The sequence below is a fragment of the Streptomyces sp. JNUCC 63 genome, assembly GCF_054366325.1.
Genome location: NZ_CM135963.1, coordinates 7,547,092 through 7,572,473 on the forward strand (window position 1 = coordinate 7,547,092; position 25,382 = coordinate 7,572,473).

20 protein-coding genes and 1 pseudogene are annotated in these 25,382 nt (G+C 71.7%); 10 read left to right on the top strand and 11 right to left on the bottom strand.

Annotated features, from left to right (window positions below; genetic code table 11):
* Positions 1-7: 7 nt before the first annotated feature.
* The 7 genes and pseudogenes from ACX25U_RS34885 to ACX25U_RS34915 all read right to left on the bottom strand — a co-directional run bounded on the left by ACX25U_RS34885 (position 8) and on the right by ACX25U_RS34915 (position 6,131).
* Positions 8-460, bottom strand: a complete 453-nt coding sequence (locus tag ACX25U_RS34885; RefSeq protein ID WP_454385958.1) for a hypothetical protein — start codon at positions 458-460, stop codon at positions 8-10.
* A gap of 83 nt (positions 461-543) precedes the next feature.
* Positions 544-1,020 carry a hypothetical protein gene (locus tag ACX25U_RS34890; RefSeq protein WP_454385959.1) on the bottom strand — a complete coding sequence of 159 codons (477 nt, stop codon included), beginning with the start codon at positions 1,018-1,020 and terminating at the stop codon, positions 544-546.
* A gap of 40 nt (positions 1,021-1,060) precedes the next feature.
* On the bottom strand, positions 1,061-1,267 hold the full coding sequence (locus ACX25U_RS34895; protein WP_454385960.1) for a hypothetical protein: 207 nt from the start codon (positions 1,265-1,267) through the stop codon (positions 1,061-1,063).
* Between the two features lie 118 nt (positions 1,268-1,385).
* Positions 1,386-2,642, bottom strand: coding sequence for a cytochrome P450 (locus ACX25U_RS34900; protein ID WP_454385961.1), 1,257 nt, complete (start codon positions 2,640-2,642; stop codon positions 1,386-1,388).
* A gap of 54 nt (positions 2,643-2,696) precedes the next feature.
* Positions 2,697-4,089: pseudogene (locus ACX25U_RS34905) on the bottom strand (NAD(P)/FAD-dependent oxidoreductase).
* Positions 4,079-4,291 (bottom strand): ferredoxin, encoded by a 213-nt coding sequence (locus tag ACX25U_RS34910; protein WP_454385962.1) that lies wholly within the window; start codon positions 4,289-4,291, stop codon positions 4,079-4,081. The pseudogene ACX25U_RS34905 and the gene ACX25U_RS34910 overlap by 11 nt, the downstream one beginning before the upstream one ends.
* A gap of 181 nt (positions 4,292-4,472) precedes the next feature.
* Positions 4,473-6,131 carry a multicopper oxidase family protein gene (locus ACX25U_RS34915; RefSeq protein ID WP_454385963.1) on the bottom strand — a complete coding sequence of 553 codons (1,659 nt, stop codon included), beginning with the start codon at positions 6,129-6,131 and terminating at the stop codon, positions 4,473-4,475.
* A 533-nt stretch (positions 6,132-6,664) separates the two neighbouring features.
* Between ACX25U_RS34915 and ACX25U_RS34920 the strand changes: the two genes are divergently transcribed.
* The 4 genes from ACX25U_RS34920 to ACX25U_RS34935 all read left to right on the top strand — a co-directional run bounded on the left by ACX25U_RS34920 (position 6,665) and on the right by ACX25U_RS34935 (position 11,583).
* Positions 6,665-8,710 carry a DUF1996 domain-containing protein gene (locus ACX25U_RS34920; protein WP_454385964.1) on the top strand — a complete coding sequence of 682 codons (2,046 nt, stop codon included), beginning with the start codon at positions 6,665-6,667 and terminating at the stop codon, positions 8,708-8,710.
* A gap of 498 nt (positions 8,711-9,208) precedes the next feature.
* The gene (locus tag ACX25U_RS34925) at positions 9,209-9,664 is read left to right on the top strand and encodes an ATP-binding protein (RefSeq protein ID WP_454385965.1); all 456 of its coding nucleotides are present in this window, start codon (positions 9,209-9,211) and stop codon (positions 9,662-9,664) included.
* Positions 9,665-9,797: 133 nt separating this feature from the next.
* The gene (locus ACX25U_RS34930; RefSeq protein WP_458633788.1) at positions 9,798-10,019 is read left to right on the top strand and encodes a hypothetical protein; all 222 of its coding nucleotides are present in this window, start codon (positions 9,798-9,800) and stop codon (positions 10,017-10,019) included.
* A 355-nt stretch (positions 10,020-10,374) separates the two neighbouring features.
* The gene (locus ACX25U_RS34935) at positions 10,375-11,583 is read left to right on the top strand and encodes an FAD-dependent oxidoreductase (RefSeq protein WP_454394650.1); all 1,209 of its coding nucleotides are present in this window, start codon (positions 10,375-10,377) and stop codon (positions 11,581-11,583) included.
* Between the two features lie 64 nt (positions 11,584-11,647).
* Here the strand turns inward: ACX25U_RS34935 and ACX25U_RS34940 are convergent, their stop codons facing one another.
* The gene (locus ACX25U_RS34940) at positions 11,648-12,799 is read right to left on the bottom strand and encodes a S1 family peptidase (protein WP_454385967.1); all 1,152 of its coding nucleotides are present in this window, start codon (positions 12,797-12,799) and stop codon (positions 11,648-11,650) included.
* A gap of 221 nt (positions 12,800-13,020) precedes the next feature.
* Between ACX25U_RS34940 and ACX25U_RS34945 the strand changes: the two genes are divergently transcribed.
* The 3 genes from ACX25U_RS34945 (at position 13,021) to ACX25U_RS34955 (ending at position 17,577) form a co-directional block, all read left to right on the top strand.
* On the top strand, positions 13,021-13,602 hold the full coding sequence (locus tag ACX25U_RS34945; RefSeq protein WP_454385968.1) for a TetR/AcrR family transcriptional regulator: 582 nt from the start codon (positions 13,021-13,023) through the stop codon (positions 13,600-13,602).
* Between the two features lie 26 nt (positions 13,603-13,628).
* Entirely contained in the window at positions 13,629-14,807 is a 1,179-nt protein-coding gene (locus ACX25U_RS34950) for a GDSL-type esterase/lipase family protein (protein WP_454385969.1), read from the top strand.
* Positions 14,808-14,886: 79 nt separating this feature from the next.
* Positions 14,887-17,577, top strand: coding sequence for a SpoIIE family protein phosphatase (locus tag ACX25U_RS34955; RefSeq protein ID WP_454385970.1), 2,691 nt, complete (start codon positions 14,887-14,889; stop codon positions 17,575-17,577).
* Between the two features lie 99 nt (positions 17,578-17,676).
* On the opposite strand, the gene ACX25U_RS34960 is transcribed toward ACX25U_RS34955, so the two are convergent.
* Genes ACX25U_RS34960 through mdlC form a run of 3 tightly spaced genes read right to left on the bottom strand, consistent with a single transcriptional unit; the run spans position 17,677 to position 22,045 of the window.
* Positions 17,677-18,933 carry an MFS transporter gene (locus tag ACX25U_RS34960; RefSeq protein WP_454385971.1) on the bottom strand — a complete coding sequence of 419 codons (1,257 nt, stop codon included), beginning with the start codon at positions 18,931-18,933 and terminating at the stop codon, positions 17,677-17,679.
* Positions 18,934-18,972: 39 nt separating this feature from the next.
* Complete coding sequence (locus ACX25U_RS34965; RefSeq protein WP_454385972.1) at positions 18,973-20,427, bottom strand: benzaldehyde dehydrogenase; 1,455 nt, start codon at positions 20,425-20,427, stop codon at positions 18,973-18,975.
* A 37-nt stretch (positions 20,428-20,464) separates the two neighbouring features.
* A complete protein-coding gene (mdlC, locus tag ACX25U_RS34970; protein WP_454385973.1) occupies positions 20,465-22,045 on the bottom strand; it encodes a benzoylformate decarboxylase in 1,581 nt (526 codons plus the stop codon).
* Between the two features lie 93 nt (positions 22,046-22,138).
* Here mdlC and ACX25U_RS34975 point away from each other — a divergent pair, with 93 nt between their 5' ends.
* The 3 genes from ACX25U_RS34975 to ACX25U_RS34985 all read left to right on the top strand — a co-directional run bounded on the left by ACX25U_RS34975 (position 22,139) and on the right by ACX25U_RS34985 (position 25,307).
* Positions 22,139-23,074, top strand: a complete 936-nt coding sequence (locus ACX25U_RS34975; protein ID WP_454385974.1) for a LysR family transcriptional regulator — start codon at positions 22,139-22,141, stop codon at positions 23,072-23,074.
* Positions 23,075-23,262: 188 nt separating this feature from the next.
* Positions 23,263-24,942, top strand: a complete 1,680-nt coding sequence (gene ctaD, locus ACX25U_RS34980; RefSeq protein WP_454385975.1) for an aa3-type cytochrome oxidase subunit I — start codon at positions 23,263-23,265, stop codon at positions 24,940-24,942.
* Complete coding sequence (locus tag ACX25U_RS34985; protein WP_454385976.1) at positions 24,939-25,307, top strand: cytochrome C oxidase subunit I; 369 nt, start codon at positions 24,939-24,941, stop codon at positions 25,305-25,307. Before ctaD ends, ACX25U_RS34985 begins: the two co-directional genes overlap by 4 nt.
* Positions 25,308-25,382: the final 75 nt, after the last annotated feature.

Genomic DNA, 25,382 nt, shown 5'->3' on the forward strand with positions numbered 1-25,382 from the left:
CGCCCGCTCAGCGCAGGGCCTGGTACACCGATGCGGTGGTGAGGCCGTACACCAGATGCGGTACGACGTCGGACACCCACGACTTCAGATCCCACGAGGTGGGATCGGTCACCCGCAGGGCGGTGGCCGGGACGTCGTTGCCTGCCATGGCCGCGGCGCCGAGCGCCGGCCCGGCCGCCCAGTTCGGCAGGGGTGCCCGCCGGTGCCGGAGCAGCCCGTACGCCGCTCCCGTGCCCAGACCGGCGGCGTATCCGAGCAGCGCGCCGGCCGCCTGGGCGCGGTTGCCCTTCTCCTCGCCCTCCCCGGGCGGCACCCCGGCGCGGTCGGCGAGACGTTCCGCCACCTGGGCCGGCATGCCACTGGATCCACGGCCGCGGAGCAGCATGTCGCCGTAGGCGGCCAGATCCAGCGCGAGCGTACCCGCGGCGCCGGCCAGCAGGCCTTTGGTCACTGAGTGCATACAGGGCGCTCCCTCGGTCGTGCCGGCTCTCCGAGTTCCCAGATGCCACGACCGAAACAGCGCCCCCGGCCCGCTACGGCCGGTCAGTCCCAGAGAGGATAGGTCTCCACCCGCTGGTAGCCGTCCGGCCGCCCGGCCGGGAAGTCCAGGCTCAGACGGGTGAAGCGCTGCATGTGGGGGCGCTTCTTCCAGGGCTCCGGGCGGTCGAGCCGCACGATCACCGGGTACGAGTGGAACCTGCCGGCCGCGCAGTACGGCTTGCAGTCGTTGACGAAGTTCAGGCCCTTGGCCTCCGCGGACCGGCCGTTCCACTGAGACCAGTGCAGGGAGGACAGACGGCTGTTGCCGTCGCCGCAGGCGAGGATGAAGGCGTCGGGGCGGGCTTGCGGCTTGAAGAAGCAGTCCACGAGCACGGGCTGCCCCTTCGGCCGCTGCACGGCGTGCGCCGGGTGCGCGCTCGCGGGGGGCGCCACCGGTGCGGCGGATGCCGTGCCCGTGCTCGCGGCGAGCAATCCCGCGGCGCAGAGCGTGACCGCTGTCCTCACTGACTGTCCGCCCATGTTCCCTCCCGGCCGACGGCTTCCTGACTCGCTGACGACGCTACGACCGGGGCGGGTGACGCACCACTCGTACCGCGGTACCGACGGGCGGGCCGTCGTCCGCGCCCGGCTGGCACGTGTCGCACAGTTCGTGGTCGCCGTCGCGGGTGACGACGGTCCCCCAGCCCAGGCAGTGCTCGCAGTCGCGGGCCAGGCTCAGGTCGGGGTGGGGAGGCGGGGTGGGACTGTGGGGGGTTCCGTACGCCATGCGAGTGCGGCTCCTCGGCGTCGCTGCTGTGACGCATGCCATTTTGTCCAATTTTATGAATATGTCCAGGAGTCCTTTTCGGTGATCACCCCAGCACAACGCGTGGTGGGCGCCGGTACTAGGAGCGCACCGTGTCGCTGGGACGTACCGCGTCGACGGCGACGTGCAGATGCCGCGGGCCGCGCAGCACGGCGTTCGGACGGTAGGGCGGCGGGTCCTCGACCAGGCGCGGGTTGTCCAGGCGGCGGGCCGGCTCGGCCAGCGCGAGCTGCGCCTCCAGTCGGGCCAGCGGGGCGCCGAAGCAGATGTGGATGCCGCTGCCGAAGCCGAGGTGCTCGATGTCCTCGCGGTCGGGGTCGAAACGGTCGGGGTCCCGGAAGCGCTCCGGGTCCCGGTTGCCGGCGGCGAGGACCAGCCAGATCCGCGAGCCCTTGGGAATCGTGACTCCGCGCAGCTCGATGTCGGCGAGGCAGGTGCGCTGCGGCACCAACTGCACCGGAGGCTCGTAACGCAGCAATTCTTCCACGATCCTGACGGACAGTCCGGGATCCTCGCGCAGCCGGTGCAGGAACTCCGGGTGGCGCAGCAGGGTGAGCATGCCGTTGGTGATCAGGTTGACCGTCGTCTCGTGCCCCGCGATCAGCAGCAGCACCGCCGTACTGAGCACCTCCATCGTCGACATGGACCCTCCCGGGCCGTGACCGGCCGCCAGGTCGGACAGCATGTCGTCGCGGGGCTCCCTGGCGCGCTGCTCGACCAGCCCGGCCAGATACATGCCCAGCTGCATCCGCGCCTCCTGCGCGGCGCGCCGGAACTCGGCGTCGGCGCCCTGTCGCGTGTCCGGGTCCAGGGCGGCGACGACCGGGTCCACCCAGCCGCGAAAGCGCGGCTCGTCCTCGCGCGGCACCCCGAGCAGCCGGCAGATGACCGTCACCGGGAAGGGGTAGGCGAACTGGTCGACGATGTCGATCTGCCGGGCGTCGCCGAAGCCGTCGACGAGTTCGGTGACGATCCCGGCGAGCTCCCCGCGCAGGGAGTCGATCCGGTGCGGCCGGTGCGGCGGGCCGAAGGAGCTGTTGGCGATCCGCCGCAGCCGGTCGTGCTCGGGCGGGTCCAGCCGGATGAAGCTCGGCGGCAGCCCCGTGGCCTCCGGACCCGACAGCTCGTCGTCGCCCGCGGCGGCGAGGTTGGCGGCGTCGGAGCTGATCCGCGGGTCGTGGAGCAGGCCCAGGATGTCGTAGTACGAGCTGACGACGTACGGACCGCCCTCCTCCTCGTGCAGCACGGGAGTCCTGCGGAGCTCCTCGTACAGCGGGTAGGGGTTGGCACGACTCGCGTAGTCGGTGATACGGCGCAGGAGCGAGGCTTGCGTCATGACGGGTCCTTGGGGAAGTCCGGGCGGAGAAGGGCCGGGCAGGGCGCGCGCCGGTCAGTGGCGGGCCGGGGTGAAGACCAGACGCCGGTCGGCCGGGGAGTAACCGCTGAGCGTCACGGTCGGGCCGTGCGTCGGCAGCGACGGGTCGGGGAAGTCGGCCGGCACCGGCTTGCGTCCCTCGGGGCGGCGGTCCACCGTCGGGTACTCCACCGGGAACGGCGCGCCCATCTCGATCTGCCGCTGGTAGAACTCCAGCCACCGCGTGTTGTCGAAGCTCACGGCCGCGATCACCCGGCCCTGGTGGCCGTACACCCCCACGAACCGCCGCTCGGCGAGCGACCCCTGGGTGATCATGATCTCCTCGCCCATGGTCGGCACGCCGACCGGCTTGATGTTCACGCCGAACTGCGAGGACCGGAACGCGGGCACCCACATGTGCGGGCGCCGGTCGGCGCTGGCGCTGATCATGTTGTGCGCGGCCACCTCGGCCTGCGCGACGGCGTTGCCCCAGTGCTCCAGCGACAGGAACTGATAGCCGAACAGCGGATGCGGGGAGCGGGCGACGTCGCCGGCGACGAAGACGTCGTCGGTGACGATGCCCCGGAAGTCGAAGGCCCGGCACCCCGCGTCGCAGGCGATGCCGCGAGGCCCGGCGCCCAGCCCGGAGCCCGTCAGCCAGTCGGTGTTGCGGGTCGCGCCGAGCGAGACCACCACGACGTCCGTCTCGACGACACCGCCGTCGGACAGATGGGCGGCCCGTACCCGCCCCGTCGCGTCCCCCTCCAGTCCGGTGACCGTGACTCCGGTGCGCAGGTCCACTCCGTTGTCACGCTGCAGATCCGCGGCCACCACGCCGATCACCCCACCCAGCGCACCCACCAGCGGCCCGTCCGCGCGCTCGGCCACGGTGACCGCGATGCCCCGCTCCCGGCAGGCGGAGGCGATCTCCGACCCGGTGAAACCGGCACCGACGACGAACACCCGGCGCGGCGGGGCCATCATCCGCCGGTGCAGCCGTACGGCGTCGTCCCGGGTGCGCAGCACGAAGACCCCGTCCAGCTGGGCCTCCTCCTTCGGCCAGGGCCGGGCACGTACACCGGTCGCGATCAGCAGCCGGTCGTAGGGCACCTCCTCGCCGTCGGCCAGCCGCACCCGCTTGGCCGCCATGTCCAGACCGGTCGCCGCGACCCCGAGCCGCCAGGTCGCGTCGATCTCCCGGCGCCGGGGCAGCTCGGTGTGCTTCGGGAGAGGCCTTGCCGAGCAGCACCGCCTCGGACAGCGGCGGACGGTCGTACGGCTCGTAGGGCTCGTCACCGATCATGGTGAGCGATCCGGCGAACCCCCCGGCGCGCAGCGACTCGGCCGCCCTGAGTCCCGCCAGCGAGGCACCAACGATCACGATCCGGCCCTCGCGCCGGAGCCACTCGTGGAACTCCTCACCCGGCATCGGACGCCTCCCGCAGCCCCTCCGCCATGATCGCCTGCACCGGGCAGGCCGCGGCGGCGCGTGCCACCTTCTCCCGCTGCTCCCTGCCGGCCCGCGGGTTGTAGACGAGCGACTCCTCGCCGTGCATGGTGAACACGTCCGGCGCGAGGAACGCGCACTGCGCGTATCCCTGGCACTTGTTGAGGTCGACGACAAGCCTCATCGGCGATCCGCCCTCCCGGCGGCCAGGTCCTCGGAACCACCCGCTCGGCGGGCACCCTCGGACGGCGGTCGTCCCACCCCAGCATCGAAGCCCCGCCACCGTCCCCGCGCGCCGGAACCTCCCGGAGGGGTGACGGTCCCCGCCGGGCGCGGCGAACCGCCCGAGAGCGGCGGCACCCGTGTCACCTGCGGTAGCCGAGGATGGTCATCATGCCGGACTCGGAGTGGTACTGGTTGTGGCAGTGGAGCATCCACAGGCCCGGGTTGTCGGCGTAGAAGTCCACCACCAGCTTGCGGTGCGGCAGCACGATCGCGGTGTCCTTGCGGGTTCCGACGTCGTCGAGGCCGGTCAGCGCGAAGGTGTGGCCGTGCAGGTGCAGGGGGTGCCACATGTCGGTGGCGTTGATGAGGGTGAGCCGGACCCGCTCGTCCTGACGGATCGGATGGCGCTGCTCGACCGAGTAGGGCCGGTGGTCGAACATCCAGTTGTACTTCTTCATGCTGCCGGTCAGTCTGATCCGGATGTGGCGGTCCGGCTTGCGGTCGGAGTAGGCCACCGAGTCGTCGGGGACCATGCGCCGGGCCGGCACGACCCGCCCGTCCAGCTCGGTGGGGTGGACGGAGGGCGCCGGAAGGGTCTTGCTCCTGCCGGTGTTCAGCACGGCCAGCGCGCGGGCGTTCTTGCCCTCGGCCAGCGCGACCAGCGGGAACACCCCGTCCTTGGCGGTGACGACGACGTCGTAGCGCTCGGCCATGCCCAGCAGCAGCGCGTCCGTCGTGTGGTGCTCCACCGGATAGCCGTCCGTGTGCGTCACCGTCAGCTGGTGGCCGCCGAGGGCCACCCGGAAAGGGGTGTCGGAGCCGGCGTTGATGATCCGCAGCCGGATACGGTCGCCCGGCCGTGCACGGAAGACCGACGGAGCCTGCGGGAGACGGCCGTTGACCAGGTAATAGGGGTGGGCGACATTGCCACCCATGCCGTGCAGCATCGCGCTGTGGGAGTGCCGCAGGATCCGGGAGGGCCCGCCGCCGGACGTGCCGTGGGGGGCGGCGTGCCCCGCGGCTCCGCCGTGCCCGCCGTGGCCGGACCCGCCCATGTCCATGCCCTTGGGTGCCCTGCCTCCGTGCAACTGTGAGAGCACGCCCTCCGGGGTGGAGCCGGCCACGCCGTCCAGCCAGTCGTCCAGGACCACCACCCATTCCTTGTCGTACGACAGCGGCTCCTTGGGGTCCTCCACGATCAGCGGCGCGTACAGGCCGCGGTCCAGCTGCATGCCCTCGTGCGAATGCAGCAGATACGTGCCCGGGTGGGCCACGGTGAAGCGGTACCTGAAGTCCGCGCCGGGCTTGATGGCCTCCTGGGTCAGCCCGGGTACGCCGTCCATGTCGCAGCGCAGCCGCACACCGTGCGAGTGCAGCGTCGTGGCAACGGGCAGGTGGTTGGCGAGCGTCAGGTCGAGGACGTCACCCGTGGTGACCCGGACCGCCTCGCCGGGCACCGCACGGTTGTACGTCCATGTCCTGACGGACTTTCCGCCCAGGTCGACCGAGGTCTCGGCGGCCGTGAACCTGAACGTGCGCACCGGTCCGGACCCGCGCTCCCTCTCGGCGGCCAGGACCTCGGGGTCGGACGGGTTCACGTACCCCTTGGGCCCCCTGGGAACGAAGCCGCGACCGCCTTCTGCGGGCCCGGAGTTCCGCGCGGGCCCCGAGCGCCGCGCGGACCCCGAGCGCGGGCCGGACTCCGAGGAGGAGTCGGCCCCGGAACAGCCGGCCAGGAGTCCCGCACCGGCAGCCGTGATCGATGCACTGAGCAAGGTGCGCCGCGTATATGTGTGCATGACTGAATAACACACGTTTTGCGGCAATATGTGGGAGAAGCGCGACGGCGCGTCCGCCGATCCCGGCGACCAAAATTCCGGAAGCGAGGTGGCCGGGTGCTCCACCGCACGGGTGAACGCCTTCCGATACGACCCCTGGCCCGCGCGGCGACGTGCCGGGTCCGTGCACGTGGGCTATGCTCGATCTTGAGCGGGTCGCCGGAACCTCCGGCGCTCGGCCATGCGTTGGTCGTCTAAGGAAAGACGCCCCACTTCCTGTGGGGAGATGCAGGTGCAAGGCCTGCCCGGCGCTCGTGGACAAGCCCCACTCCCGTCACGGGAGTGGGGCTTTCGTCTTGCGGGCCCGGTCGGCCGCCTCCGGTCCACGCGTCATGAGATTTCCGTGAATTCGTGGGGCCGTTGAACATCCCTGCGCTCAACTCCGTATGGGACGGAGGGGATTCCCATGCCCGGCCATGATGCGTAGGAGAACTTCGGTGAGACGCAACACGCGCAGACGACCCACAGGTCCGCGACGCGCCACGCTCGGGGCGATGGCGCTCATCCTGGGCGGAGGCGGGCTGATGGTAGCCAACGTGTATGCCTCCGCCACCGAAGGCGCTTTGAGCGGGCAGTCCGTCGAGAAGTCGGACTCCGGTCAGGACTGGGCGGCGGCGGGCGCCACGATCGACTGCCCGGACGTCGGCACCCGGCTCACCGCGGTGCCGGACGAGGCCAGGGCGACGGTCGACGAGCAACTGGCGGCGCTGGACCAGCAGATCGCCAAGGCGTACCAGCAGGTGCAGAGCGCGGCTCAGGGCGGCCGGCTGGACGCTGGCGCCGTCGAGAGCACGATCATGAATCCGCTCAAGGAGGAGCGGACCGGCACGATCGGGCGCATCGCGGACGCGATCGACCATGCCGGGGACCGCCCGGAGGGACTCGACGACCTCGCGGCCTGCACCCTGCGGGACGCCGGCAACCAGGACGGCGACGGGCAGTCCGGCCAGGACCAGAGTCGGAACGGTCAGGACCAGGGCGGCCAGGATCAGGGTCAGAACGGCCAGGATCAGGGTCAGAACGGCCAGGGGCAGGGTCAGCAAGGAGACGGGCAGCAGGGCGGCAACGGAGGGCAGGCCGGCAACGGCCCCGTCGCCTCGGACTACGTGGACATCACCACCGTGCAGCCCAACGCGCGGAAGCCCAGTGAGGGCGCGGACGCCTCCCGCGGCACCTTCGCCTCCAGTTGCGGAGTCAACGAGAACGGCCTGTTCAACTCCGACAACGTGATCGTCGCCCCCGGCGTCACCAACGGCGCCCACCACTTCCACGACTACATCGGCAACCAGGCCAACAGCGCCTTCGCCAGCGACCAGGATCTGGCCAACGGGGACACGAGCTGCGAGGACAAGGGCGACAGGTCCACCTACTACTGGCCCGTGCTGCGCCTGCAGGACGGCACCCAGGAGCGGGACGCCAACTCGCCCGGCGGCGGAATCGAGGGCAACGCGGGCAGGATCGTGACGCCGAAGCAGGTCACGCTGTCCTTCGAGGGCAGCCCGCGCGGCAAGGTGACGGCCATGCCGCGCTTCCTGCGCGTCATCACCGGTGACGCCAAGGCGTTCGTCAACGGCCCCGCCAACGCCAACGCCTCCTGGTCCTGCACCGGGTTCGAGGACCGGCAGCTGAAGGACAAGTACCCGCTGTGCCCGCAGGGCAGCGACGTGGTGCGCACCTTCAAGTTCCAGAGCTGCTGGGACGGCCGGAACGCCGACAGCGCCAACCACCGTACGCACGTGGCGTTCGCCGACGCCGACGGCAACTGCCCGGACGGCTTCCGGGCCATCCCGCAGCTGGTGCAGCGCATCGTCTACGACGTCGACGCGCCGAGCCTGCAGGACGGCGGCAGAACCACTCCGCTGTTCGCCGTGGACTCCTTCCCCGAGCAGTTGCACAAGCCGGTCACGGACCACGGCGACTTCATCAACGTCTTCGACGAGGACCTGATGCGCCAGATGGTCGACTGCATCAACAGCGGCAAGCAGTGCGGTTCCGGGACCGGTCGGGGTTCCGAGCCCAGTGAGCAGCCGCAGCAGCCGCAGCAGCCGCAGGACCCTCAGGGCAAGCCGACCCGGACCGCCGAGGCGCCGGCCGGAGGCAACGACGGCGCGGGCAACGGCGAGGACGGCCGGGACGGCAACGACGGCGCGGGCAACGGCAAGGACGGCCGGGACGGCAAGGACGGCAAGGCGGGTGGAGAGCAGTCCGCGGAGCCCACGGCCGGCGCGCCGGCCGAGGAGCCGGAGCGCGGCAGCGCGTCCACCGCTCCCGGCACCGTGGAGCCCAAGGTCGACGTCTCCCGTCCGGCCGCGGAGAACACCACGGGTGCCGCGTCCGCGAGCGGCGGCGAGGTGGGCACGCCCACCCAGACGCCGGTTCCCGGCGGCAACGACCAGGCCGCGGGCTCACGGACCGAACCGCAGGCCGTCAGGGGCGATCTCGCCGAGACCGGAGCCCAGTTGTGGCCCGCCGCCGCCGGAGGGGTGCTCGTGATCGCGGGCTTCGTCCTGCTCCGCCGGATCAGGCGCGGCGCCGTGTGACGCTCCGCAGGCCGTGAAAAGGGGCGGCGGCAGGACCGTGGAACCGGTCCTGCCGCCGCCCCTCCGCCGTGTCACTCGCTGCGGGCGAGACCCCTTCGAGCGTTGTTGTAGATGCGCAGGAGGTGCTTGGCCACGGCACACTGCACGGCGTGTACATGACACTGACGGCATGTCCGCATGTGCTGTTCGTAATCGGAACGCGCTTGCTGCAGAGCGTCATCCGGAGACGGCATGAGGATCCTTCGCAGGGGGTGTCTGACGGCGCGGTGTTCCCTACTCGGCAGTAGGAAACACCTGCGTCAGAGTTGATCATGTTACTGCCGGTAGCGAAAAACGGAGCCCGGCAACGCTGTGCGACGGGAATCGGGCAGTTCACGGCATGAAACGATGTGCCGTCCTCCGATGTCCGTGTGACGCAACCGACACGAATTCAGGAGGCGTGCCCGGTGAGAAGAGGGGTATGTGCACGCCGTGAACAGGGTGGTGAAGGCGGTTGGGATGGAATCCGTCCTCCTCGGTGGCGAGGAATCGGTGACGGGCGCCGAAGTGATACGCATGGAGGCCGCCCTCGACGGGGACGGTGCGTGCATCGCCGAGGCTCGTCGTCTCGCGGCAGGCTTTCTGACCCGGGTACGGGAAAGTCACGGGCCGGCGGTCTCGGACCGGGCCATGGACCTGACCCAGTTGGTGGTCAGCGAGCTGGTCACCAACGCCCGCAAGTACGCCTCCGGTCCCATCCTGATGGATCTGTGGATCGCCGGTGAGGCCGTGGACGTCGCCGTCTGGGACAGCGATCCGGTGCTGCCGGTGGCGCGGGCCGCCGATCCCGGCCGGGTGGGTCAGCACGGCCTGGAGATCGTGATGGCCGTCGTGGAGCGGTTCGAGGTGCGGCGGGAGCCTGTGGGCAAGCGCATCGTCGCCCGTATCGCCCTGCACGACGACGCGGAGCGGTGACGCCGGGCCCGGCGGTCGACTCCCCGTTTCCGGTGGACTTTTCACCCGAATGGCCGTTCGTGGCTGCGTGCGGACGGCCCACTCGGTGTCTCCTGGAGTGAGAGAGGCGTCCATCCAGGGAGTGGAGCCGATCATGTATGAGATGTGTGCAGGAGTCGAGAAGCCCGGCGGGGCACTGGTCTGGCACGTCATGGCCAAGCACACGACCACCACCTTGTGCGGCCAGACACTCAGTCAGCACGTCGACGGCGCGGACGCACAGCGGGCTGGGCACTGTTCCACCTGCATGGCCTTGTTCGGGAAGCTGATGACCGCGCCACCCGCGGTCGGCTCCCCGGCCGCCACGGACCACTAGGTCCCGGCCCAGAACCGCCGGCTCCCGTCGTCCGCCCGGACGACGGGAGCCGGCGGTCACGTCCGAAAACAGGCAGGGGGTTTCGGCTGCCGCGTTGTCGGTGGGTAAACAACCCGACCATTTTTCGGCAACGTGTCCCCATATCGCATTCCGGCATCGGCTCATGGGTAACACTGAGCGGCGGAGGGGGGAGGAGCGCGGCGGCGCTGTGCCGGCGCGCCCGTCCCGGAGTGTCACGCCGGCCTTGGGGAAGGCGGCGAGTGGACCGACGGGGGGATGCATGACGCAGTCGCTTCCGGGGCAACGGCCTGCCCGCGACGGGGCGTTCTCGGGAAACCGGACGCTTCCGGTCGTGGTGGTCGGCGCCGGGCCGTACGGACTGTCGGTCGCCGCGCACCTGCGGGGCGCGGGAGTCCCGGTGAGTGTGTTCGGGGAGGTCATGGGCAGTTGGCGGCACGCCATGGCGACCGGGATGTTCCTGAAGTCGACACCCGACGCCGTCGACCTGTCCGCGCCGGAGCCCGGCGGGCGGCTGGCGGACTTCCTCCGGGTGCACGGTGAGCCGGAGCTGACCGAGCTGACGCCGATCCCGTGCGAGGTGTTCGTCCGCTACGGGCAGTGGTTCCAGAAGCGGTACGTCGGCGAGGTGGAGCCGGCGCGGGTGGCGGCCGTCCATCCGGCCCCGTCCGGTCCGGGGTTCGCCGTACGGCTGGATGACGGCCACGAACTCGCGGCCGGCGCCGTGGTCGTGGCCACCGGCCTGAACGGACTGGCCCACATACCCGGGGAGTTGCGGCAGCTCGCACCCACGGGTCCGGGCATCACGGCCCCGGTGTCCCACACCAGCCAGCACACCGACCTGTCCCGGTACGCCGGCCGGCGCATCGCCGTGATCGGCGGCGGCCAGTCCGCCCTGGAGAGCGCCGCACTGCTGCACGAGGCCGGCGCCCGGGCGCAGGTGCTGGTCCGGGAGAGGAGCGTGCTGTGGGGGACGACACCGGATCCGGTCCGGTCCCGGGTACGGCGGATCGGCAGGCCCCGTTCACCCCTGGGCACCGGCTGGGTCCTGGCCGCGGTCTGCCGGGCGCCCGGCGGAGTGCGGCGCCTGCCCCCGGCGGCCCGGCTGCTGCTGTTCCGGCGCGCGCTGCGGCCCTCGGGCGGGTGGTGGCTGCGGGACCGGGTCGAGGGCGTCGTACCGGTGCGCACATCGTGCCGCGTCGTGCGGGTCGAGACGGCCGGGTCCGCCGTACGGCTGACCGTCGCCGGACCGGGCGGCCGTACGGAGGTCCTCGACGTCGACCATGTGCTGGCCGCCACCGGATACCGCCTCGACCTGGACGCCGTTCCCTTCCTGGCGCCGGAGATACGCCGTGTCCTGCGGTACGTGCCCGGCTCGAGGGCCCCGCACCTGAGCCCGGGGTTCGAGTCCTCGGTGCCCGGCCTGTACTTCGCCGGCTCGCTCTCCGCCCCGATGTTCGGGCCGATGATGCGCTTCGTCGCCGGCACCACGTACGCCGCGACCCGCCTCGCCCGGGACGCGGGTCGCCGAGTGGCCGCGCCCTGACCACGTACGCCGCCCGTGCACAAGGGGGTTCCGCCCGGGTCCGGCCGGAACCCCCGGGCCGGTGTCAGGCCGTGTGCAGGGTCAGGCCGTAGCGGTTGAGGATCTCGTTGACCGGCTGGAACCAGGTCTCCCCGCCGCCGGAGCAGTTGCCCCAGCCTCCGGAGGTGACGCCCTGGGCCTGGTCACCGCTGATGAAGGAGCCGCCGGAGTCGCCCGGTTCGGCGCAGACACTGGTCTTCGTCAGTTGGTGTACCGCGCCCTGGCTGTAGTTGACCGTCTCGTTCTTCGCCAGCACGGTGCCGCAGTGCCAGTGCGTCGTCGAGCCGGAGCGGCAGACCGAGGCGCCCACGGGTGCCTCCGCGGAGCCGCGTACCAGCTGGTCCGGGACGGTGCCCCAGCCGAGGACCACCGGGACCGTCCACCAGCCGCTGCCGACGCTGACCCAGGCGTAGTCGTCGCCGGGGAACGAGGAGCCCTGGAAGGTGCCGATGTAGGAGCCGTCCCAGCCGCTCACCCCCGCGCCGGGCCGCCCGCAGTGACCGGCGGTGACGAAGCCGCCGTATACCGAGAAGCCTATGGAACAGCGGGCGTTGCCGGTGTAGTACGGGTCGCCGCCGACCGTGCCGGCCGCGAAGGTCCGAGGCGCCGAGGAGACCGTGCGGACGGTGACCGGGCCGGCTTCGCGGGCCCGGGCGAGGAAGCGTTGGACATCGTTGTCGATGCGCTCGGCGCGGACGACGTCCACGGCCACCGTGTTGGCGGCCGGGTCGACCCGCCAGGCGCTCACGCCCCGGGGCGCGGGGGAGCGGTCCAGGCGCGCCTTGGTCATGTCGAGCTGCCGCGCGCTGTGCTCGACGGTACGGACGGCGGCGCCGGTGGACCGTACGGCGCGCAGGGTCGAGGCGGGAGCGCCGGAGGTGACGGCCACGGTGAGCCGTCCGGTCTCGGCGTCGAACCACGAGCCGCCGTAGGCGGACCCCGCGGCCTTCCGGGCCTTCGGTTCCGCGGCCGTGGCGGTGCGTTCCGCCGCCAGCCGGGCCTGGGTCCGGGGCGCGGAGAGTCCCAGGTCCCGCTGCATCGCCTGCAGCAGCCCGGGAGAGGTGGAGGGTGCGGTGGCGGGGGAGGCCGCTGTGGCCGGCAGGGTGCCCGCCGCGGCCCAGCTGCCGAGCAGCACGAGCGCGGCCACGGCGACGCGGTGAAGTCGGGTGCGTCTCACAGGAGGTGCCCTTCGTCGTTCCAGACAAGGTGGGGGTGGAACAACCGCGACCTGAGAGCGCTCTCATCCGGTTCGGGGAGCAGCTTAGCCAGGCTGTGTGATCAGGTCCATGCCAATGCGGAAGATTCTCGTCAGGTTGTACGGGGACAGTATTTGCCTAAAAGGCTTAGGCAGATGTTGAATGGCTTCAGGTGTGCGAAGGGCTCACGGAGGGAGACGGCGTGGCGCGAGCGGGGTTGACCACCGAACGCCTGGTCAGGGCCGGGGCGGAGCTGGCCGACGAGGTCGGCTTCGACCGGGTGACCGTCTCGGCGCTCGCCAGACGGTTCGACGTCAAGGTCGCGAGCCTGTACTCGCACCTGAAGGGCTCCCAGGACCTCCGGACCAGGATCGCCCTGCTCGCCCTGGAGGAACTCGCCGACCGGGCCGCCGAGGCGCTGGCCGGCCGGGCCGGCAGGGACGCCCTGATCGCCTTCGCCGACGTCTACCGCGACTACGCCCGCGAACACCCCGGCCGCTACGCCGCGACGCGGCTCCGGCTCGGCCCCGAGGCGGCGGCCGCGAGCGCCGGGGGCAGACACGCGCAGATGACCCGCGCGATCCTGCGCGGCTACGACCTGACCGAGCCGGACCAGACACACGCCGTCCGCCTGCTGGGCAGCGTCTTCCACGGCTACGTCGGCCTCGAGCTGGCCGGCGGCTTCAGCCACAGCGCCCCCGACTCGCAGGAGACCTGGGTGCGGATCCTCGACCGCCTCGACATGATGCTGCGCGACTGGCCCCGCCCTGACCCCCACGACTGAAACTCCCTCGTCAACCGGCTGAGAGTATGAATACCGAGTACGACTGGATCACCACGCCCATCACCGCCGGCCTCCTGCGCGGTGCCCTCGACCTGGAGCGCACCGCTCACGGCCTCCTGCCGCACCGGCTGCCCGCCCGGGCCCGCGCCCAGTACGCCGACGGACAGCTCGCCATGGCGGAGTCCCAGCCCTCCGGCGTACGGCTGGTCCTCCGCACCCGGGCCACCGCCGTCGAACTGGACACCCTGCCCACCAAGCGCCGCTACGCCGGCGCCCCGCCCCGCCCGGACGGGGTGTACGACCTGCTCGTCGACGGACGCCTGGCCGGCCGGGGCAGTGTGGCGGGCGGCAACACCCTGACCGTCGACATGGTCACCGGCACCGCCGAGCACCGGCCCGGCCCGGTGGGCACCCTGCGCTTCACCGGCCTGCCCGACACCGTCAAGGACGTCGAGATCTGGCTCCCGCACAACGAGACCACCGAACTCGTCGCCCTGCGCACCGACGCCCCCGTCGAGCCCGTACCGGACCGGGGCCGCAGGGTGTGGCTGCACCACGGCAGTTCGATCAGCCACGGCTCCGACGCGGCGAGCCCGACCACCACCTGGCCCGCCCTCGCCGCCTCCCGGGCCGGCGTGGACCTGATCAATCTGGGGCTGGGCGGCAGCGCCCTGCTCGACCCGTTCACCGCCCGCGCCCTGCGCGACACCCCCGCCGACCTGATCAGCCTCAAGATCGGCATCAACCTGGTCAACACCGACCTGATGCGCCTGCGCGCCTTCACGCCCGCGGTCCACGGCTTCCTGGACATCATCCGGGAGGGCCGGCCCACCACGCCTCTCCTGGTCGTCTCGCCCCTGCACTGCCCCATCCACGAGGACACACCCGGCCCCAGTGCGCCGGACCTCACCGCCCTCGGCGAGGGGCGGCTGCGGTTCCGGGCCGCGGGCGACCCCGCGGACCGGGCGACCGGCAGACTGACCCTCGCCGTCATCCGGGACGAGCTGGCCCGGATCGTCCGGCAGCGCGCGGCCGAGGACCCCCACCTGCACCACCTCGACGGCCGCGACCTCTACGGCGAGGCCGACTACGCCGAGCTGCCGCTGCCGGACGAACTGCACCCGGACGCCGAGACCCACCGCCGTATCGGCGAACGCTTCGCCACCCTGGCCTTCGCGGCCGAGGGCCCTTTCGGTGCCGCGTAGCCCTGGAGGGAGGGTTCCCGCCGATCGATCAAACGACCGGGTCGTGACGATTCAGGAGTGTTGATGCTAGAAAGGCCGGATGGTTGACCGTTTCACCCGCCTTCGGCGCATATCGTGGCGTTCGCTGGTGGGAAAGAGCCCGCGGAGCGTCGCCGGACAGGTGTTCGTTCTGCAGGTGGCGCTGGTGGTGCTGCTGGTGGCCTTCGCCGTCTTCGCCCTGATGCTGCAGTCGCAGCGGGACACCGACGCCGAGGCCAAGCGCCGTTCCATCGCCGTCGCACAGACCTTCGCGCACTCCCCGGGCGTCCTGGCCGCGCTGCGGACACCCGACCCGTCGAAGGTGCTCCAGCCGCTCACCGAAGAGGGGCGCACGTCGGCGGGGGTCGACTTCATCGTCGTCATGGACACCAAGGGCATCCGCTACACCCATCCCCTGCCCGACCGCATCGGCCAACGCTTCGTCGGCGCCATCGGGCCGTCGCTGGCCGGGAAGGTCCACATCGAAAGCGTCCACGGACCGCTCGGCCAGGAGGTCCAGGCCACCGTCCCCGTCCGGAACGCCGGCGGCCGTGTGGTCGCCCTGGTCTCCGCGGGGATGAAGGTCAAGAACGTGACCAGCCAGGTGGAGCGGCAGATACCGGTCATCCTGGCCGGCGGGGCGGCGGCACTCGGCCTGGCCACCGGGGTGACGGCACTGGTGAGCAGGCGGCTGCGGCGGCAGACCCACAGCCTCGCGCCGGACGAGATGAGCCGGATGTACGACCATCACGACGCGGTGCTGCACTCCGTGCGCGAAGGCGTGCTCATCGTCGGTGACGACGGACGGCTGCTGCTGGCGAACGACGAGGCCAGGCGGCTGCTGGACCTGCCGCCGGACGCCGAGGGCAGGCCGGTGACGCAGCTGCCGGGGCTGGAGTCCCCAACGGTCGACCTGCTCACCTCCGGGCGGGTGGCCACCGACGAGGTGCATCTCGCCGGAGCCCGGCTGCTGGCGGTCAACCAGCGGCCCACGGACCGCGCCGGCGGCCCCAAGGGCACGGTGGTGACGCTGCGCGACTCCACCGAACTGCAGGCCCTCTCCGGCCGGGCCGAGGTCGCCCGGGAGCGGCTCGAACTGCTCTACGACGCCGGACTGGGCATCGGCACCACCCTCGACATCGCCCGTACCGCCGACGAGCTCGCCCAGGTCACCGTCCCCCGCTTCGCCGACTTCGTCTCCGTGGACCTCGCCGACGACGTCCTGTGCGGCGAGGAGCCGGCCACCACGGCGACGGGCATGCGCCGCATCGCCGTACGCGGCGTTCAGGACGACCCACCGCTGTACGAGAAGGGCCGGCTGATCGACTTCCTCCCCTCCACGCCCCAGGCGCGCGGCTACGGCACCGGGCATCTGGAGCTGGTGACGGAGCTGTCCTCCGCGTCGGGCTGGTACGCGCAGGACCCGGAGCGCGCCGCGGCGATCGTGGACTACGGCATCCACTCGCTCATCTCGGTCCCGATCCAGGCCCGCGGAGTCGTGCTGGGCATGGCCAACTTCTGGCGCTCCAAGGAGCGCGGCTCGTTCGACGAGGAGGAGCTGTCGCTGGCCGAGGAACTGGTCGCCCGGGCCGCGGTCAGCATCGACAACGCCCGCCGGTACGCCCGCGAGCACGCGCTGGCGGTGACCCTCCAGCGCAGCCTGCTGCCACGGGCCCTGCCCGAGCAGAGCGCCCTGGAGGTCGGCTACCGCTACCTGCCCGCCCAGTCGGGCGTCAGCGGCGACTGGTTCGACGTGATCCCGCTGCCGGGCGGCCGGGTGGCGCTCGTCGTCGGCGACGTGGTCGGGCACGGGCTGCACGCCGCCGCCACGATGGGCCGGCTGCGGACCGCGGTGCACAACTTCTCCACGCTCGACATGCCGCCCGACGAGCTGCTGAGCCACCTGGACGACCTGGTCGGCCGGATCGACCAGGACGAGGCCTGTACGGACGCCGCCGCGGCCGTCGTCGGAGCCACCTGCCTGTATGCGATCTACGACCCCGTGACCCGCCGCTGCGCCATGGCACGCGCGGGCCATCTGGCGCCCGCCCTGGTCGCCCCCGACGGCAGCGTCACCTTCCCCGACCTGCCGCACGGGCCGCCACTGGGCCTGGGCGGCATGCCCTTCAGGACGGCCGAGCTCGAGCTCGCCGAGGGCACCCAGCTCGTCCTCTACACCGACGGCCTGATCGAGGACCGCAGGCGCGACCTGGACGTCGGCATGGAACTGCTGCGTCAGGCCCTCGCCGGCCACCCCGACCGGCCGCCGGAGCAGAGCTGCCAGGCCGTGCTGGACGCGCTGCTGCCGTCGCGGCCCAAGGACGACGTCGCCCTGCTCATCGCCCGCACCCGCGCGCTGCCGCCCGACCGGGTCGCCGACTGGGACGTACCGTCCGACCCGGCCGCCGTCGCCGGGACACGTCTCTCCGCCATCGGCAAGCTCGACGAGTGGGGCCTGTCCGAGCTGGGCTTCAGCATGGAACTCGTCCTGAGCGAACTCGTCACCAACGCCATCCGCTACGGCTGCGAGCCGATCCACGTCCGCCTGATCCACGACCGCACCCTGATCTGCGAGGTCTCCGACGGCACCAGCACCTCACCGCACCTGCGCTACGCCGCCACGACCGAGGAGGGCGGCCGCGGCCTGTTCCTGGTCTCCCAGATGACCGAACGCTGGGGCACCCGCTATTCACCCCAGGGCAAGGTCATCTGGGCGGAACTCCCCCTCCCGGAACCCGCCGCCACCCGCTGACCGGACACAGCCGGCGCGCGCCCGCGTGCCGTGCGCACACGGCGACGGCTTGGGCCCCGTCCCTTGCGGGCGGGGCCCAAGCCGTCGTGAGGAGGAGTGTCAGGCGGTGGGCTCGACGGCCTCCGGCTCCGTGTGCTGCGGGCGGCGCGGCAGGGTCAGTACGGCGAGGAAGCCGAGGACCGCGACCACGGCGAAGAAGTAGAAGCCCCAGGGGTGGCCGATGCCCGCGGTGACCAGGGCGCCGGTGATGGTCGGGCCGACGATCGAGCCGATCCGGCCGATGCCGGAGGCCGAGCCGAGGGCGGTGCCGCGCACCGAGGCCGGGTAGAAGTTGGTCACGTAGGCGTAGACCAGCACCTGGGCGGAGAAGACGAACACGCCGGTGAGGAAGACGACGGTGTTGAGCAGCAGGCCGCTGCTGATCTTGATGCTCAGGCAGGCCAGCATGACCACCGACACCCCGAACCAGCCGAGCGTGGTGCCCTTGATGCCGCGCTGGTCGGCGACGAAGCCGCCGAGGACCAGGCCGATGACGCCGCCGACGTTGAGGATGAGGAGCTGGGTGACGGCGGTGGCGACGGGGTAGCCGGCGTCGTTCATGAGCTTGGGCAGCCAGGTGTTCAGGCCGTAGACCAGCAGCAGACCCATGAAGGACGCCACCCAGATGCCTATGCCGGCGCGCAGGTAGGCCGGCTTGAGCAGCTCGGTGAACGGGACCCGCCGGGAGCCGGTGCTCTGCTTGGCCTGGGCGAAGGCCTCCGACTCCGGCAGCCGGAACCACTGGATGGCGGCGATGACCAGGCCGGCGACACCGGCGACGTAGAACAGGACGTGCCAGTCGCCGGTGAACTGCAGTGCCAGCAGCGAGGTGATCACGGCACCGGTGTGGTAGCCGGTCATCGTCAGGGTGCTGGCCCGGGCGCGGCGGCTGGCCGGCATGTGCTCGGCCATCATCGTGAGCGACACCGGCATGCAGGCACCCAGACCGAGGCCGGCGATCAGGCGCAGGACGGCGAACATCGTCACGGAGCCGGCCAGCGGCACCAGGAAGGTGAAGACCGAGAACAGCACCACCGACCCGATGAGCAGCAGCCGGCGGCCCAGCCGGTCGGCCAGCGGGCCGACGCACACGGCACCGATGGCGACACCAACGAGCGACAGCGTCGCGATCATGGTGGCGTCACCCGCGGTCATGCCGAGGTGCTGGGTCTTGAGCAGGGTCGGGATGATGGCGCCGAGGACGACGAGGTCGTAGCCCTCCAGCATGACGGTGATCCAGCACAGGAGCACGGTCCAGGCGCCGCGCCCGGCGGTGGCGGTCTGCGCCGGCGCGCCGGACGAGATGGTGGATGTCATCGGGAGATTTCTCCTGGGGACGGGAGCGAGCGGGCGGGGTCAGAACGGGTAGTCGGCGATGTCGGGGCGGACGGTGACCCACTGGGTCTCGGTGAAGGCCTCGACGTTGGCGGCGGCGCCGCCGAAACGGGAACCGGTGCCGGAGGCCTTGACCCCGCCGAAGGGGGCGTTGGGCTCGTCGTTGACGGTCTGCTCGTTGATGTGGACCTTGCCGGAGTCGATCCGGTCGGCGAGCTTCATCGCGGTGCCCACGTCGCCGAGGATGCCGACGGACAGCCCGTACTCGCAGTCGTTGACGATCCGCGCGGCCTCCTCCAGCGTCGAGAAGCCGATCACGGGGGCGACGGGGCCGAAGATCTCCTCGCGCCAGGCCGGCATGTCGGGGGTCAGACCGGTCAGTACGGTGGCGCGGTAGCCGGCCCCGACGATCTCGCCGCCCGCGGCCAGGGTGGCTCCCGCGGCGACGCTGTCGGTGACGATGCCGTGCACCCGCTCCAGCTGCCGGCGGTCGATGATCGGGCCGAGCGCCACGTCCTCGCGGGCGGGGTCGCCGACCGGCAGCGCCGCGGCCTTGGCGGCGAGCGCGGCGGTGTACTCCTCCAGCAGCGACTCGTGCACGATGTGCCGGCCGGTCGTCATGCAGATCTGACCCTGGTGCAGGTAGGAACCGAACGCACCGGCGGAGGCCGCCTTCTGCACATCCGCCCCGTCCAGCACGACCAGCGCGTTGTTCCCGCCGAGCTCCAGGTGGGCCCGCTTGAGCAGACGGCCGGCCTGCTCGCCGATGGCCCGCCCGACCGGGGTGGAACCGGTGAAGGAGATCACCCGGACCTCGGGCGCCTCGACGACCGCCCGGCCGACCGAGCCGTCGCCCGGCAGCAGGTGCAGGACGCCGGCCGGCAGCCCGGCCTCCTCGAAGACGCGCGCGATGACGACGCCGCCGCTCACCGCGGTGCGCGGGTCCGGCTTGAGCAGCACGGCGTTGCCCAGGGCGAGCGCGGGCGCCACCGAGCGCAGGCCGAGGATGAGCGGGAAGTTGAAGGGCGCGATGACACTCACGACGCCGGCCGGGCGGCGGCGGGCCAGCGACCAGCGGGCGTCCTCGGAGGTGAGCACCTCGCCCTGCGGGTGCGTCGGCAGGCCCGCGCACTCGAAGCACTCGCCCACGGCGAGCTCGACCTCGAAGGCCGCCTTGGCCCGTACGGAACCGGCCTCGCGCACCAGCCAGTCCTGGACCTCGGCGGCGTGCTCGGCCAGCAGCTCGCCCGCCCGGCGCAGCACGGCGGCCCGCTGCTGTGGGGAGGTCGCCGCCCAGGCACGCTGGGCCTCGGCCGCCCGGGCGGAGGCACGGGCCACGTCCTCGGCGGTGGCCAGGCCCGCCGTCGCCAGCTGCTCGCCGGTGGCCGGCTCGACGACCGGCTGCTCGGCGGACGCGGCCCGCCAGCCGTCGCTGAAGAACTTCTTGCCCCAGACCTCGCTGTCCAGGAGTGCCATCGGGTTCCCTCTCTTCTTCCTTCTTCGCGGGGGTCGGTCAGGACGGGGTGGTGAGCGCGGTGTCCACCTGGATGAGCCGCGGGTGGTCCGGGCGCTCGGCCAAGGCGGCACGCAGCTCCTCGACGCCGCCGACGTGCTGGGAGCGCACGCCGTAGCCCTCGGCGATGCGGGTGAAGTCCAGACCGGGGATGTCCAGACCGGGCGCGTCCGGCACGCCCAGCAGACCGCTGAACCAGCGCAGCGCCCCGTACGTGCCGTTGCGCAGCAGTACGACGGTCAGCGGCACCCGGTGCTGGGCGGCCGTCCACAGGGCGGTGATCCCGTAGTTGGCCGAGCCGTCCCCGACGACACCGACCACCGGACGGTCGGGCCGGCCCAGAGCGACCCCGACCGCGCCGGGCAGCCCGAAGCCGAGTCCGCCGGCCGCCGGGAAGTAGTAGGAGCCGGGGCGGCGCAGGTCCATCTGGCGCCACCAGGAGGAGTTCGTCGAGGTCGACTCGACCACGTAGGCGGTGTCCTCGGGCAGTTCGTCGCGCAGCGCGGCGAAGACCTGCTCGGGGTGCAGACGCGGACCCTCGGCGGTGGCCGGCTCGGGCACCGGCCGGTAGGAGCCGGCCGGCTCCTTGGGGGCGTCCAGCAGCTTGACGAGCAGCTCGATGACCGCGCCGGGATCGGCGACCAGCGCCTCGCCCATCGGCGCCCGCGCCGCCGCGGCGGCATCCTCGGTCACCTGGATCAGCCGGGTGCCCTCGGGCAGGTACCGGCCGGGCAGGTACTCGTGGTAGCGGAACACCGGCGCGCCCAGCACCAGTACGAGGTCGTGGCCCTCGAACGCCTCGCAGATGGGCGCGATCCCGGCGGGCAGCACCCCGCGGAAGAGCGGGTGGCGGTTGGGGAAGGGCAGCCGGAACTGCGACGGAGCCGCCCACACCGGGCCGCCCAGGCGCTCGGCCAGCCGGACCGCGTCGTCGAAGAGACCGGCCGAGTCGATGTCGCCGCCCAGCACCAGCGCGGGCCGCCGGGCGGCGGCCACCTGCTCGGCCAGCCGGCGGCCCTGCTCGCCGTCGGGCACACCGGCACGCCCGACCCGCCGGTCGAGGACCGCCAGGGCGTTGTCGCCGGCGTCGGCCGTCCAGTCGTCGTAGGGGACGGACAGGTAGGTCGGCCGGCGCTGCAGCTCGGCCTCGAAGACGGCCTGCGCCAGGGCGCGCGGCACGTCCTCGGCGCACGCCGGCTCCGCCGCCCAGCCGACCAGGGGCTTCATCAACGCCGGGGCGTCGACGTTGGCCAGGTTGGCCTCCGGGCCGATGGCGGAGCGCACCTGCTGGCCGGCCACCACCACGAGCGGGGTGCGGGAGGCCACGGCGTTCGTCAGCGCGCCCATCGCGTTCCCGGAACCGGAGGCCGCGTGCAGGTTGACCAGGACGGGCCGGCCGGTCGCCTGCGCGTAACCGTCGGCCATGCCGACGACGGCGCCCTCGTGCAGGCCCAGGACGTAGCGGAAGCCGTCGGGGAGGTCGGCGAGGAAGGGCAGCTCGTTGGAGCCCGGATTGCCGAACACGGTCGTGAGTCCCTGGCGCTCCAGGAACTCGTGGGAGATGCGGCGTACGGATGGCACAGACGTTCCTTTCGGACGATGCACGACACGCTAAACACGCGCTGACATGGGCACCAATAAATCTTTTGCCCTGGCGATATAGAGTGCTTCGATATGAGGAGCTTCGACCTCAACCTCGCCCGCGTCTTCGTGCTGCTGTACGAGACCGGCAGTGTCACGGCCACCGCCAACGCGCTCCACGTCACCCAGCCCACCGTCAGCTACAGCCTGGGCAAGCTCCGCCGGCACTTCGGCGACGAGCTGTTCCGACGTACCGGACGCGGACTGACGCCGACCGCCGGCGCCCGCCGGCTGTACGAGCCGCTGCAGCGCGCCCTGGCGGACATCGACAGCACCGTCCGGCAGGCCGACGCCTTCGACCCCGGGACCATGCCGGGCCGCTTCACGGTGGCCCTGTCCGACCTGGGCGAGGCGACCCTGCTGCCGCGCCTGCTGGCCACGGCCCGCGAGCGCGCGCCCCGGGTGTCCTTCACCGTCCGGGCGCTCGACGTGGACGAGGCCGAGGACCAGCTGCACCGTGGCGACCTCGACGCGTTCGTGGCCACCCCGGTGCTGACCTCCCACCGGACCGTGCGGATCCCGCTCTTCAACGAGCGCTACGTCGGCATGGTCGCCGCCGACCACCCCCGCGTGCGGGGCGAGGCGGTCACCCTGCCGGAACTCGCGGCCGAGCACCACGCGACGGTCTTCGGCCCCAGCGGGCACGTCCTGCCGCGGGCGGCGCTCGCCGCGCACGGGCTCCTGGACCGGGTGGTGGTGGACGCCACCCGCTTCTCGATGCTGCCCTACCTGCTCGAGCAGACCGACCTGATCGCCATCGTCCCCGAGTACGTCGGCGAGGTCTTCACCTCCTCGCACCGCCTGCGCCTGGTCCGGCTCCCGTTCGAGACCGAGCCGATCGAGGTGGCTCTGTACGCCCGGCACGAGTCCTCCCGCACTCCCTCCCAGCGGTGGCTGGTGGAGTTCATGTCCAAGGTGCTGGGGGAGCGGGTGAGCCCGGCGCAACTGCCGCCGTACGCCGTCCGGTAGGCCGCACCGGCGGCCGTGACCGTGAGCGGTGTGGGCCAATCGGGTGCAATGGGCCGGGTGTTGCTCCGTCAGGGTGACGACAGCCGCGGGTTCGGCGGCGCGAAGCGGAAGGATGCTTCTGGGCCCTGCGGGACACCGCGTGGACCTTCACGTACCCGTCTCTTGAGAGAAAGCGTGTCACGGGCCGCATGACAGACGTCCAGCACCCCACGCGGGAAACCGCCGCTCCCCGTCGTCCCCTGCGGCCCGGTGCCGTGGTGGTGAAGTGGGTGACGACGACCGATCACAAGACGATCGGCTCGCTCTACTTGGTCACCACGTTCCTGTTCTTCCTGTTCGGTGGCGTCCTGGCGTTGGTGATCCGCGCGGAGCTGGCCCGCCCGGGCCTGCAGATCGTGTCGACCGAGCAGTACAACCAGGCGTTCACGATGCACGGCACGATCATGCTGCTGATGTTCGCGACGCCGCTGTTCGCCGGCTTCACGAACTGGATCATGCCGCTGCAGATCGGCGCGCCCGACGTCGCCTTCCCGCGGCTGAACATGCTGGCCTACTGGCTTTACCTGTTCGGCTCGCTGATCGCGGTCGCCGGTTTCCTCACCCCTCAAGGTGCCGCCGACTTCGGCTGGTTCGCCTACTCCCCGCTGAACGACGCGATCCACACGCCCTACATCGGCGGCGACCTGTGGATCATGGGTCTGGCCCTGTCCGGCTTCGGCACCATCCTCGGCGCGGTCAACTTCATCACCACGATCGTCGGCATGCGCGCGCCGGGCCTGACCATGTTCCGCATGCCGATCTTCACCTGGAACGTGCTGCTCACCAGCGTGCTGGTGATCCTGGTGTTCCCCGTGCTGGCGGGGGCACTGCTGGCGCTGGAGGCGGACCGCAAGTTCGGTGCCCACGTCTTCGACGCGCCCAACGGCGGTGCGCTGCTGTGGCAGCACCTGTTCTGGTTCTTCGGGCATCCGGAGGTGTACATCATCGCGCTGCCGTTCTTCGGCATCGTCACCGAGGTCATCCCGGTCTTCTCCCGCAAGCCGATCTTCGGCTATGTGGGCCTGATCGGCGCCACCATCGCCATCGCCGGCCTGTCCATGGTGGTGTGGGCGCACCACATGTTCGCGACCGGCGGCGTGCTGCTGCCCTTCTTCTCCTTCACGTCGTTCCTCATCGCGATCCCGACCGGAGTGAAGTTCTTCAACTGGACCGGCACCATGTGGAGGGGCAGTCTCTCCTTCGAGACACCGATGCTGTGGGCGATCGGCTTCCTGGTCACCTTCCTCTTCGGCGGGCTGACCGGTGTTCTCCTCGCCTCGCCACCGCTGGACTGGCACGTCACCGACAGCTACTTCGTGGTGGCGCACTTCCACTACGTGGTCTTCGGCACGGTCGTCTTCGCGATGTTCGCCGGCTTCTACTTCTGGTGGCCGAAGTTCACCGGGAAGCTGCTCGACGAACGCCTCGGCAAGATCCACTTCTGGACGCTGTTCGTCGGCTTCCACACCACCTTCCTGGTGCAGCACTGGCTGGGCGCGGAGGGCATGCCGCGCCGGTACGCCGACTATCTCGCGGCCGACGGCTTCACGACGCTCAACGAGGTCTCCACCATCGGCGCCTTCCTGCTCGGTCTGTCGACGCTCCCGTTCCTCTACAACGTGTGGAGGACGGCCAAGTACGGCAAGAAGGTCGGCGTGGACGACCCCTGGGGCTACGGCCGCTCCCTGGAGTGGGCGACCTCCTGTCCGCCGCCCCGGCACAACTTCGTCACCCTGCCCCTGATCCGCAGCGAGTCCCCGGCCTTCGACCTGCACCATCCCGAGGTCTCGGTCGTGGACAGGCGGGAGAACGTGGGTCTGCCGGAATGACGGGCGCGGCCGACCGCCCGGACGGCAAGCCGGTCAAGTCCGCCGAGGTGGTCAACCAGGTGGAGGGCTATCTGCTGTGGCAGGCCCGCGTCGCCGAGGCCGAGCGGCGGGCCCGTGCCTTCACCGAGCCGATGCAGTGGCTGACCACCGCGCAGCGCGAGGAGATCGAGGAGCACTACGTCCGTGACTGCCTGTCGCGGGCGCGGTCGGACCTGCAGCGGATCGCCGACCGGTGCCGGGCGCTGCGCGGCGAGTACGAGGAGCGCTACCGCCAGTTGCGGGCACGGTGTCTGGCGCTCGTACTGACCGCCCTGGCGGTCCTGGCCGCGGCGGGGGCCCTCGCCCTCGCCGTCGTCCGGCCCTGAGCGTGCGCGAACCGGCTCGGGCCGCCCACCTGGGTGGGCGGCCCGAGCCGGTATGTCGGCGGTCACCTTCCTGCG